The 13041-nt window shown below is 40.6% G+C and carries 5 protein-coding genes and 1 CRISPR repeat array; of the genes, 4 read left to right on the plus strand and 1 reads right to left on the minus strand.

Annotated features, from left to right (window positions below; all coding sequences use genetic code 11):
* Window positions 1-96 precede the first annotated feature (96 nt).
* The 4 genes from cas9 (at window position 97) to ABD843_RS03820 (ending at window position 11612) form a co-directional block, all read left to right on the plus strand.
* Window positions 97-4344 carry a type II CRISPR RNA-guided endonuclease Cas9 gene (gene cas9 / locus ABD843_RS03805; RefSeq protein WP_345078749.1) on the plus strand — a complete coding sequence of 1416 codons (4248 nt, stop codon included), beginning with the start codon at window positions 97-99 and terminating at the stop codon, window positions 4342-4344.
* 7 nt (window positions 4345-4351) lie between these two features.
* The gene (gene cas1 / locus ABD843_RS03810) at window positions 4352-5338 is read left to right on the plus strand and encodes a type II CRISPR-associated endonuclease Cas1 (protein ID WP_345078751.1); all 987 of its coding nucleotides are present in this window, start codon (window positions 4352-4354) and stop codon (window positions 5336-5338) included.
* A 54-nt stretch (window positions 5339-5392) separates the two neighbouring features.
* Window positions 5393-5728 (plus strand): CRISPR-associated endonuclease Cas2, encoded by a 336-nt coding sequence (gene cas2, locus ABD843_RS03815; protein WP_345078754.1) that lies wholly within the window; start codon window positions 5393-5395, stop codon window positions 5726-5728.
* A gap of 89 nt (window positions 5729-5817) precedes the next feature.
* Window positions 5818-10858: direct repeats of the CRISPR family, unit length 47 nt; unit sequence GGTATCTATGACCCCCAAGCTACGAAATAATGAAAGCAAATCACAAC.
* 166 nt (window positions 10859-11024) lie between these two features.
* Complete coding sequence (locus ABD843_RS03820; protein ID WP_345078757.1) at window positions 11025-11612, plus strand: Crp/Fnr family transcriptional regulator; 588 nt, start codon at window positions 11025-11027, stop codon at window positions 11610-11612.
* Here ABD843_RS03820 and ABD843_RS03825 read toward each other — a convergent pair whose 3' ends face one another.
* Window positions 11613-12569, minus strand: coding sequence for a quinone oxidoreductase family protein (locus ABD843_RS03825; protein WP_345078760.1), 957 nt, complete (start codon window positions 12567-12569; stop codon window positions 11613-11615).
* Window positions 12570-13041 lie beyond the last annotated feature (472 nt).

Consider the following 13041-nt stretch of genomic DNA (forward strand, 5'->3'; position numbering starts at 1 on the left):
TACTGTTAGAAGAACTCTGCACAACAAACTTAAATAAAAAATAGATTGGTAGCAATTATTTGAAGATAATATTTTAATTTTACGAAAAACATTAACATGAAACGTATTTTAGGTTTAGATCTAGGTACTACTTCTATCGGATATGCATCAGTTACAGAGGCTGAAGTTGAAAGTGAACAATCTACGGTGGATAAAATCGGAGTACGGATAATTTCGCTAACAACTGACGAACAAATAAATTTTGAAAAGGGTAAGCCTATAAATGTAAACGCAGAACGCACGCTTAAACGTGGTATGCGCCGGAACCTCGACCGTTATCAACTCCGCCGTAATAATTTGATTGAAGTGTTGAAAAACCGTGGACTAATAGATGATAATACCATTTTGGCCGAAGATGGAAAAAGCTCGACTCATGCTACATGGCAGTATAGGGCGTTGGCTGCGTCCCGCCAAATTCCACTGGACGCATTTGTTAGAGTATTACTGGCAATTAACAAGAAACGCGGTTATAAGAGTAGTCGTAAGGCTAAAAATGTAGATGAAGGCCAAATAATTGATGGTATGGCTATAGCGAGAAGACTCTATGAGGAGCAACTTACTCCCGGCCAATTGGGCTATCAGTTATTAAAAGAAGGCAAAAAGCACCTGCCGGATTTTTACCGATCAGACCTTAATGCAGAGTTAGATAAAGTATGGAAATTTCAACAAAAAATTCACCCCAACATCTTAACTGATGAGTTCAGGAAATATATTGAAGGGAAAGGCCAGCGAGCAACGTCTGCTTCCTTTTGGAGTAAGTACAATTTCAACACCGCAGAAAACAAAGGCACGCGTGATGAAAAAAGATTGCAAGCATATACTTGGCGAAGCAAAGCTCCTAAAGAACAATTGAGCCGTGAGGAGACAGCATATGTTATTATGGAGATCAATAATGATCTCAACAAGTCGAGCGGTTATCTTGGAGCTATTAGCGACCGTAGTAAAGAACTGTTTTTTAACCAGGAAACCGTTGGTCAGTATTTATATAGGCAACTCGAAAAAAGTCCTCACACCCGTCTTAAAGGGCAAGTATTCTACCGTCAGGACTATATGGATGAGTTTGAGCGCATATGGCAAACACAGGCGCAATATTATCCGCAACTTACCGATGAACTGAAAACAGAGATTCGCGACATTATCATTTTTTACCAACGAAAATTGAAGTCTCAGAAAGAACTGATCAGCTTCTGTGAATTTGAAAGTAAAGAGATAGAACAGGAAAAGGATGGGAAAAGGAAAATGGTGCGGACTGGTCTGCGGGTTGCGCCAAAGTCGTCACCACTGTTCCAAGAATTAAAAATATGGCAGTTATTAAATAATCTTCAACTTAAAAATAAGAAGACAAAGGAAATCTTTATCCTAGATCTCGATGCGAAAATGCGATTGTTTGCCGAATTAAATGTAAAGGGCAATTTAAGTGCAACCGCTGCAATGAAAATGTTAGTGGATAAACCGGGGAACTGGGAGGCTAACTATAATACTCTCGAGGGTAATAGAACCGGTAGGGCCTTGTATAACGCATACCTAAAAATATTGTCACTTGAAGGATATGATGAAGATCTTTTTAAAATAGCGGATAGCGACGATATTGATGTTACTACAATTGAAAAACAAGTGTCGGTAATTACCGATATGGTGAGATCCATTTTTGAAACAATAGGCATTGATGTGCGTATCCTTGATTTCGATGCGGAATTAGAAGGCAAAGTATTTGAACAGCAAGCATCGTACCAGTTATGGCATCTGTTGTATTCGTACGAAGGCGATAATTCTCCAAGTGGTAATGAAAAATTGTATGATCTGCTGCAAACAAAGTTTGGATTTAAAAAGGAGCATGGACAAATATTGGCAGATATTGTGCTTAGTGATGACTATAGCAACCTTAGTAGTAAGGCTATGCGTAAAATCTATCCGTTTATTAAAGAGTTAACATACGATAAAGCCTGCTCTGCGGCAGGCTACAGGCATTCTGCATCATCATTGACAAAAGAGGAGATCGCTACACGCCAGTTAAAACCGCGCCTATGTTTACTGAAAAAGAATGAACTGAGAAGCCCGGTGGTGGAAAAAATCCTTAACCAGATGGTGAATGTTGTGAACACGTTAATAGACGATGAAAATGCACAGCGCCAATTGCAGGGATTACCAGAGAACTTTCATTTTGATGAGATTCGTATAGAACTTGCACGCGACTTAAAAAAGAATGCGACAGAGCGCGCTGAAATGTTGGCCAATATTAATGCAGATAAACAGCGACATGAAAAAATTGAAAAAATATTGCAAACAGAATTCGGCATCACCAATCCAAGTCGTAACGACATTATTCGCTATAAGCTGTATGAAGAATTAAAGAACAACGGCTACAAAGATCTTTACACAAATACTTATATTCCACGAGACATACTATTTACCCCTAATATAGATGTAGATCATATTATACCACAAATGAGTCTGTTCGACGATAGCTTTTCAAACAAAACGGTAGTCTTCAGGACCAATAATCAAGAAAAAGGCAATAACACAGCCTACGACTACATTGCGAACAAATTTGGCGAAAAGGGAACTGAAGAGTTTATAAGCCGTATAATGTCTCTATTCGAACTGGGAAAGAAGGGTAAAGAAGAAGGTATTAGTAAGGCCAAATTCCAGAAGTTGCAAAAACGCATGAGTGAGATTGGGGATGGATTTATAGAACGAGACTTGCGGGAAAGCCAATACATTGCCAGAAAAGCAAAAAATATGCTGTTGAACGTATGTAGAAGCGTTGTCAGCACCTCTGGCTCCATTACTGCAAAGCTGCGCGAAGATTGGGGACTGGTTAATGTTATGCAGGAAATAAACCTACCTAAGTTCCGTGTATTAGGACTTACTGAGTTTGTGACAAAAAAAGATGGTAACGGAAAAGAGCGCATAAAGGACTGGAGCAAACGTAACGATCACCGTCATCATGCAATGGACGCGTTAACGGTGGCTTTTACCAAACATGCACACATCCAGTACCTCAACTATTTAAGTGCTCGTAAAAATGAGAATCATAAATTGCACAGCGTCATCCTTAATATAGAAACAAAAGAAACCGACAAGGTTTATGATGATAACGGTAATTGGAAACGAAAGTTTAAGGCACCCATGCCTAATTTTCGTGAAATAGCGAAGGAACAACTTGAAAATATTTTTGTCTCCCATAAAGCAAAAAATAAGATCGTTACCAAAAACAAGAATAAGATCAAAACCCAAACAGGTGAGAAAATAAAAAATGAACTCACGCCTAGAGGCCAGTTACATAAGGAAAGTATCTACGGTAAGTACTACTACTATGATAGCAAGGAGGAAAAGGTGAGCATTAAATTTGATAAGGATACTATAAATATGGTGACAAATCCGGTGTACAAACGGCTATTGCAAGAAAGATTATCTGCTAATGATGCAGATCCGAAGAAAGCGTTCGGCGGTAAAAATAGTCTGAGCATTAACCCGATATATCTGGATGATAAAAAGCAGAAAGTAATGCCGGAAAAGGTAACGCTTAGATGGCTGGTAGATGACTTTTCGATTCGCAAAGATGTCACTCCTGAAAATTTTAAAGATGTAAAATCTATAGAAAAAGTGCTTGATACAGGAGTGAAAAGAATATTGCTGAAACGGCTGGAGGAATATAAAAATGATCCTAAAAAAGCTTTTAGTGATCTTGACAAAAATCCTATCTGGCTTAATGAGGCAAAAGGCATCGCTATTAAGCGTGTCACCATTAGCGGCATAAGCAATGCGCAGCCGCTGCATTACAAAAAAGATCATTTTGGAAAAATACTAACAGATTTAAATGGGAAGAAAATACCAAGTTCTTTTGTGAGCACAGGCAATAATCATCATGTAGCAATATATCAGGATGCAAACGGTAATCTGCAGGAAAGAGTGGTGTCGTTATTTGATGCTGTTCAACTCGTGAATGCTGGTGAATCCGTAATTGACAAATCGTATAATCAGGGAATCGGCTGGCAATTCTTGTTTACGATGAAGCAAAATGAATACTTTGTATTTCCCAATGACGCTACTGGCTTTAACCCCGCAGAGATAGATCTATTAGCAGCCAAAAATAGGAAAATAATTAGCCCTAATTTATTCAGAGTTCAGAAAATAGCATCAAAGAATTATTTTTTTAGGCATCACCTGGAAACGACCGTTGATGAGAAAAAAGAATTGAAAAATGTAGCGTATAAGCCGCAGTTAGGGCTTAATGGAATAAAAGGCATGATTAAAGTTCGTCTTGACCATTTAGGAAAAATAGTTTCAATAGGAGAAGATTAATCTAGTCATGATCAAACGTACACTCTACTTCGGCAATCCTGCATATCTCCGAACTGCCAACGAACAATTGGTAGTAGAGTTTCCTGTGCCAGCAGGAACCGAAGATATAGTGAAGCCTAAGCCCCATTTAGCTCCAATAGAAGATATTGGGCTTTTAATCCTAGACCATCAGCAGATAACCATTTCTCAAGCCCTGGTTACAAAGCTACTTGCGAACAATACCGCAATAATAACTTGTGACAATACGCATCACCCAACAGGCATGATGCTAAATCTTGACGGACATACCTTACAGAGCAGAATATTTGCAGCTCAGATCGACGCTTCTGAACCATTAAAAAAGCAATTGTGGCAGCAAACTATCGTAGCCAAAATACAAAACCAGGCTGCCGTACTTAGCTTAGTTAAGAATTCTGGCAGCTTATTCGGAGAACCGGATCGATACTTATTGAATCTTGCCAGAGATGTAAAAAGTGGCGATAGTGAAAATATGGAGGCTCAAGCTGCAAATTATTATTGGAAGCGAATATTTGCCTTTGCTCCTCAATTCACAAGGGATCGATATGGAGACCCGCCCAACGATCTATTGAATTATGGATACGCCATTTTGCGTGCAGTTGTTGCTCGGTGCCTCACAGGAAGTGGACTACTTCCCACTTTAGGCATACATCATCGTAATCAATATAACGCTTATTGTCTTGCTGATGATATTATGGAACCTTATCGGCCATACGTTGATAAGGTTGTGTTTGAAATTGCAGAAAAACATTGCCAGTTCTCCGGCACCTGCGAGACGCTGGAATTAACCAAAGAAATTAAAGGACAGTTATTGGCCATTCCTGCTATGGACGTAAGGATCGCACGGTCGGTAACTGCAAAAGATACAGAGCGAAGCCCGTTAATGGTCGCCGTTGAGAAAACAACCGCAAGTCTTGCAAGATGCTACGAAGGAAATGCCAGAAAACTATTATATCCGGTAATGGCTACTGAATAGATCAAACAAGTCTGTCTAAGCACCAACAAACGGAAAGCTCGTTAGTGATAACCAATGTTCGACCGTTTAAATGCATATCGTATTATGTGGGTGCTTGTTTTCTTTGATCTTCCGACCGAAACAAAGCAAGACAGGAAACATTATGCTACTTTCCGTAAAAAAATGCTTGCAGATGGGTTCCAAATGTTCCAATTTAGCATTTATATGCGCCATTGCAGCAGCAGGGAGAATGCAGAAGTTCATATAAAACGCACAAAAAGTCATCTTCCTCCCAAAGGAAATGTCGGCATTATGTGCATTACAGACAAGCAATTCGGCATGATGGAGATATTCCAGGGACATGATCCTACTCCCTTGGTTGCCCCACCTCAGCAATTAGAATTATTTTAGAATAGGAATAAAAAAATGAGCAAAAACTCATTTTTTTATTCCTAAAATTGGGCTGAAAACCGCTCTGGTAGCCCATCGTAGCTATCCGTGGTATCTATGACCCCCAAGCTACGAAATAATGAAAGCAAATCACAACCGAAATGCCCGACAATCTTTTCGGCAGAAAGGTATCTATGACCCCCAAGCTACGAAATAATGAAAGCAAATCACAACCATATGGCTGCACGGCCACCACATCCCGCGGGTATCTATGACCCCCAAGCTACGAAATAATGAAAGCAAATCACAACCCACGCCTCTGACGTTGCCCAGCTTCATGGGTATCTATGACCCCCAAGCTACGAAATAATGAAAGCAAATCACAACCCGCAAAGACCCCGTAACGTTCCCGCACGTGGTATCTATGACCCCCAAGCTACGAAATAATGAAAGCAAATCACAACATACTCCTCTCGTATTTAAAAACCAAACGAGGTATCTATGACCCCCAAGCTACGAAATAATGAAAGCAAATCACAACTTTCAATATTGAACGCCCTTTATTCCTCTCGGTATCTATGACCCCCAAGCTACGAAATAATGAAAGCAAATCACAACGGTAATCACCTGCTTTGCATCAATCCCTAAGGTATCTATGACCCCCAAGCTACGAAATAATGAAAGCAAATCACAACTGCGTTGTGGCAGGTGCCCCGCTCCGGTAAGGTATCTATGACCCCCAAGCTACGAAATAATGAAAGCAAATCACAACTGGATGGCAAGCAGTATAATTGCAGGTACAGGTATCTATGACCCCCAAGCTACGAAATAATGAAAGCAAATCACAACCGTCAACATTTCTTTCCCATTTGAGGCGGGGTATCTATGACCCCCAAGCTACGAAATAATGAAAGCAAATCACAACTATTGCTGTTTGCGTTGCGTCTGAATATAAGGTATCTATGACCCCCAAGCTACGAAATAATGAAAGCAAATCACAACAGTATCTTTTGAAGAGTACACGCAAGATGTGGTATCTATGACCCCCAAGCTACGAAATAATGAAAGCAAATCACAACTATTATATCGACGTATCAGGATGTGCGTCTGGTATCTATGACCCCCAAGCTACGAAATAATGAAAGCAAATCACAACTATGGCTATACCCGTTGCTGCTCTTGCTATGGTATCTATGACCCCCAAGCTACGAAATAATGAAAGCAAATCACAACTATTGCCATGACGGTAGTTTATTTTTTGTGGGTATCTATGACCCCCAAGCTACGAAATAATGAAAGCAAATCACAACTGCTCCCAAGCACGATAACGAAGACGTGTAGGTATCTATGACCCCCAAGCTACGAAATAATGAAAGCAAATCACAACGAAAAGGCAGCAGCACAAAAGCTGCATGGGGGTATCTATGACCCCCAAGCTACGAAATAATGAAAGCAAATCACAACGGTAGCCTGGGCGCTCCCATCGATGCTACGGGTATCTATGACCCCCAAGCTACGAAATAATGAAAGCAAATCACAACAAAAACACTATAGTATGCCAAGACACACAAGGTATCTATGACCCCCAAGCTACGAAATAATGAAAGCAAATCACAACACCACCGCCAAGCGCAGCAGAATACTGAGGGTATCTATGACCCCCAAGCTACGAAATAATGAAAGCAAATCACAACGAACAACATTTGGGCCAGCGGCCTCTACCGGGTATCTATGACCCCCAAGCTACGAAATAATGAAAGCAAATCACAACTCTATCATGTTGAACCTATCAGAGAGAAGGGTATCTATGACCCCCAAGCTACGAAATAATGAAAGCAAATCACAACACAAAGAGACGGAGATTGGGAAATATCTTGGGTATCTATGACCCCCAAGCTACGAAATAATGAAAGCAAATCACAACTATTACATAGGCGCGGAAGATAGGGAAACGGGTATCTATGACCCCCAAGCTACGAAATAATGAAAGCAAATCACAACCCCTCCCTGAAAGGTTACGAACTACATAATGGTATCTATGACCCCCAAGCTACGAAATAATGAAAGCAAATCACAACACCATGATATTTTAGCAGATGCACGCATTGGGTATCTATGACCCCCAAGCTACGAAATAATGAAAGCAAATCACAACAGTATGAGGTACGCTACTCCAAAGTAGTGAGGTATCTATGACCCCCAAGCTACGAAATAATGAAAGCAAATCACAACTTGTTACCTGGGCCAACTAGGCCGTCTTGTGGTATCTATGACCCCCAAGCTACGAAATAATGAAAGCAAATCACAACCAAATAGCAAGATCATGCAAAACGGCAATGGTATCTATGACCCCCAAGCTACGAAATAATGAAAGCAAATCACAACGAAAACGGAGATACGGCCAGCGATACTGGCGGTATCTATGACCCCCAAGCTACGAAATAATGAAAGCAAATCACAACAAAAAGGACTTCGCGGAGTTCAAAGTCACAGGTATCTATGACCCCCAAGCTACGAAATAATGAAAGCAAATCACAACGGAACAACGAGGGGAATAAAGCCGTTAGGGGGTATCTATGACCCCCAAGCTACGAAATAATGAAAGCAAATCACAACGACGGGCGTATTTGGCGCGCTCAAACCAAGGTATCTATGACCCCCAAGCTACGAAATAATGAAAGCAAATCACAACAGACGGGGTTTATGACGCAACCATTGTTTCGGTATCTATGACCCCCAAGCTACGAAATAATGAAAGCAAATCACAACCGCGGACTTGTACGACCCCGTTATTTTGTGGTATCTATGACCCCCAAGCTACGAAATAATGAAAGCAAATCACAACGCTTATCCGTGTGTTCACGTTCCATGATGGGGTATCTATGACCCCCAAGCTACGAAATAATGAAAGCAAATCACAACGCAAATGCGTGCCGCTATTGCCATAGATGAGGTATCTATGACCCCCAAGCTACGAAATAATGAAAGCAAATCACAACTGGCAGGCACTTGAATAATATAGTTCTCGGGGTATCTATGACCCCCAAGCTACGAAATAATGAAAGCAAATCACAACGGTTGGCTAACAATGCCGCCGTCCACCCTTGGTATCTATGACCCCCAAGCTACGAAATAATGAAAGCAAATCACAACGCATAGTTCCTGCGAGATGGGTGTATGAGGGGTATCTATGACCCCCAAGCTACGAAATAATGAAAGCAAATCACAACGTACATCACCATGGGATTAAGGATGCAGTCGGTATCTATGACCCCCAAGCTACGAAATAATGAAAGCAAATCACAACGGACAAGACACAGCCCCGCCTGCAAAAGCAGGTATCTATGACCCCCAAGCTACGAAATAATGAAAGCAAATCACAACTAGTTCGTACCGCTTCACCGTGCCGATGGGGTATCTATGACCCCCAAGCTACGAAATAATGAAAGCAAATCACAACGAAACGGCAAAAGCCCATCACACGGGGCTAGGTATCTATGACCCCCAAGCTACGAAATAATGAAAGCAAATCACAACACCAGCGCAGCCCATGTCTATACCAATAGGGTATCTATGACCCCCAAGCTACGAAATAATGAAAGCAAATCACAACTACATAAATGGTGTGATGAAGATGGATAAAGGTATCTATGACCCCCAAGCTACGAAATAATGAAAGCAAATCACAACGGGTGTATGTATGGTTTCATTTCTTACGCTGGTATCTATGACCCCCAAGCTACGAAATAATGAAAGCAAATCACAACCGAAATGTGGTACACCTGTGCGAGCTGCGGGGGTATCTATGACCCCCAAGCTACGAAATAATGAAAGCAAATCACAACTACTCGCATATGACCCCGATACTGTTTTTTGGTATCTATGACCCCCAAGCTACGAAATAATGAAAGCAAATCACAACACCTACGTTGCTATCACGGCAATGCCTGACGGTATCTATGACCCCCAAGCTACGAAATAATGAAAGCAAATCACAACTGTTTTTTTATACAGGCCCAGCCTCGGGCTGGTATCTATGACCCCCAAGCTACGAAATAATGAAAGCAAATCACAACTAAAAACCGCGTCGTATATAAGCGCAAGCGGGTATCTATGACCCCCAAGCTACGAAATAATGAAAGCAAATCACAACTAATAGAGTCATCACGCCGCTGTTGCATAGGGTATCTATGACCCCCAAGCTACGAAATAATGAAAGCAAATCACAACTTGTTTCATTCATAAAAGATAGTTGAGAGGGTATCTATGACCCCCAAGCTACGAAATAATGAAAGCAAATCACAACTGCAAAGGTAAAGTGGTAATTGCTACATTAGGTATCTATGACCCCCAAGCTACGAAATAATGAAAGCAAATCACAACATATCCTCTCCAAAGTTCTTTTCGGGGAACGGTATCTATGACCCCCAAGCTACGAAATAATGAAAGCAAATCACAACTAAATAGTGCATGGCAAAGTATAATGATAGGTATCTATGACCCCCAAGCTACGAAATAATGAAAGCAAATCACAACTCTGCTCTACTCGTTGGTCTTGAGGTACAGGGTATCTATGACCCCCAAGCTACGAAATAATGAAAGCAAATCACAACCATTATGCAATTTCTATACTTCTTTCCTGAGGTATCTATGACCCCCAAGCTACGAAATAATGAAAGCAAATCACAACTAATGATACTATGAAACAGGATGCATATATGGTATCTATGACCCCCAAGCTACGAAATAATGAAAGCAAATCACAACAGACCTTGGCACATAGCCATCCTCACCATTGGTATCTATGACCCCCAAGCTACGAAATAATGAAAGCAAATCACAACTCGCGAGGCGATGCAAAGGGCGGGCGTACCGGTATCTATGACCCCCAAGCTACGAAATAATGAAAGCAAATCACAACATCCGTTGGCGCTTTACCAACACCAGTATGGTATCTATGACCCCCAAGCTACGAAATAATGAAAGCAAATCACAACAACGAGGCTTTCGGCAGGCACATCTGCCATGGTATCTATGACCCCCAAGCTACGAAATAATGAAAGCAAATCACAACAGTAATTTAATTTAGAACTGATATTTTCTAGGTATCTATGACCCCCAAGCTACGAAATAATGAAAGCAAATCACAACATAGATAGAGTAGTAAATGACGATAGTGATTAAAGTTTAACGATGATGAAACCAATAATTATGAGTGATAGCATTGTGGTTGACAGCAATATTGTATTGTAATTATCTTTTTTTAGTATTTTTGATCTCAAGTTGACAGCTCACAAGAAATGAAAGCAGAAACAAAATGTTCAGCAAATTCTTTGAAGAATTAAAGGCAAGAGGACCCCTTGATAAGGACAAGTGGGATGAGTATGTAAGCCATTATAATCGTATAGAGGTTCCAGCAAAAGCAGTGTTGCTGAAAGAGGGTGAGATATCAAAAAGAGCATATATAGTTGAGCAAGGGTGTATGAGAGTATGGTTCAACAATAACGGAAAGGATATTACTTACCATTTTGTTTTTGAGAACGAAGTAGTTACATCAGCCGAGAGTTTTATTAAAAATGTACCAAGCCTGTTCACTATCGAGACAATTGAACCTTGCGTAGTACACTGGATACACAAGCACGACCTGGATAGGATACTAGGCGAAATGCACGAAATACCTGAAGTCAGAAAAGCATATTTAGATGCCATTATCGAGCGGCAGTTCCATTACATGAAACAATTCCTGTCATTCATAAAGGACACACCAACTCAGCGCTACCTGAACCTTATCGAAGAAAACCCACAAATAATAAAACGAGTGCCGCAACATTATATTGCTTCTTATCTCGGCATCACACCGGTCTCACTAAGCCGGATAAGAAGTAAAGTAAAGCTATATCAATAGTTAAGGCACAATTACAATTCTTTTTCCGGCAGTATCGGTTTGCTGCCATGCTGATGCAATCTCTGATAAAGGCACCCGCTCAATATCCATATAAAATTTGTCGGTCCTTATCAGGTTATACACGTTTTCTACTTCTTCAAATAAAGTTTCCATTGGTACCTTACCCACTCCCATCATTTGTAACCCAGATGTGCGCAATGCAGAGCCAGGCAATGAAATGTGAGAACCCGCCATCTCGCCTATTTGTATATATCTGATGTTGCGTTTAGCAAAGCCTGCCTCATTAGGAATAAATGTATTGATCAATATTTCTGCCGGATGTCCCCATAAGAAGTCAATAACAACGTCAATGTTACGGCTTTCCCGCTCAAAAACTTTTTGCAACCGATCCTCCGGCTGCTTCAGGTCAATTATTATATCTGCTCCAAGTTGTGTTAATAGCCCTAACGACTGTTCATTTCTTCCGGTGCCTATTACCTTACCTGCTCCCAGCATTTTTGCCACTTGTATGGCAATCCTGCCTGAAACGCCGATAGCGCCATTTATCAGTACAGTTTCGCCATGCAAAAGTTTGGCGGAATATTTGAGCGGTAAAAGAGAGGCGAGAACAGATGGCGGAATAGCAGCAACCTTCGCCGGGTCAATATCAACCGGCGCAGGTACAATATATCCTGCCGCAGCTTTCTCGGCAAAAGCGCCATAAGGAGGTTTCATATTGCCAAAACCAACTGTTCTGCCGTCTTCGGTAACACCAATACCATCTGTACCAACGATAGCGGGAAATTGCGGGAAAAGCTTCTTGCTGGAATAATGCGTTCCCTTTGCCGTGCCTTTGTCAAAATTCTCCAGCACGCTTGCTCTTACATGCACTAATGTTTCACCTTCATTGACAACAGGATCGGGAAAGTCTTTGTATTGCGGCAATTCGCCAAAATCATTAATAATAGCTGCTTTCATAATTGTTTTTATGCAAAAATGAATTTTGCAAAAAACATAGGCAATATCTTTTGTTAAGAAATTCGTTTGGTGGTAAAATATTTCACTTGCGGTTTTTGAAATTATTATGGCACAAGAAGCCTATATCTATGAAATAGGGACACGTAAATTCATTTTTATAATGTTTAATATTGATAGAATTTAGAGGTGCTGGCTTTTTGTTAGTTACTTTTGCAAAAACTATTTAGCTTTTTTGCTCATTTTCTTATATCAATTAGTTTTTTAAAAGGATAGACTGCATAGGCAAATTCTCAAAATAGGTTCGATATTTTATCAGAAAGGACTACCCGCAAAGCAACGAAAGATATGCTCAGCGCGGCTTTCGACGTTCGAAAAGTCCCGTTCTCTTAAAATGCCGGCATCGCCAGAATTTTAAAGATCAACGTTGGTGATATTACATTTTCCTTAACCTTCATTTGATTAACTTTACTAT

The organism is Nemorincola caseinilytica (assembly GCF_039540515.1).
Classification (GTDB): domain Bacteria; phylum Bacteroidota; class Bacteroidia; order Chitinophagales; family Chitinophagaceae; genus Nemorincola; species Nemorincola caseinilytica.

What these genes read in the sequence shown, in the direction of transcription:
- cas9 (WP_345078749.1), top strand. Translation starts at nt 97, where the DNA reads ATGAAACGTATTTTAGGTTTAGATCTAGGTACTACTTCTATCGGATAT.
- ABD843_RS03825 (WP_345078760.1), bottom strand. Translation starts at nt 12,569, where the DNA reads ATGAAAGCAGCTATTATTAATGATTTTGGCGAATTGCCGCAATACAAA.
- ABD843_RS03820 (WP_345078757.1), top strand. Translation starts at nt 11,025, where the DNA reads ATGTTCAGCAAATTCTTTGAAGAATTAAAGGCAAGAGGACCCCTTGAT.
- cas1 (WP_345078751.1), top strand. Translation starts at nt 4,352, where the DNA reads ATGATCAAACGTACACTCTACTTCGGCAATCCTGCATATCTCCGAACT.
- cas2 (WP_345078754.1), top strand. Translation starts at nt 5,393, where the DNA reads ATGTTCGACCGTTTAAATGCATATCGTATTATGTGGGTGCTTGTTTTC.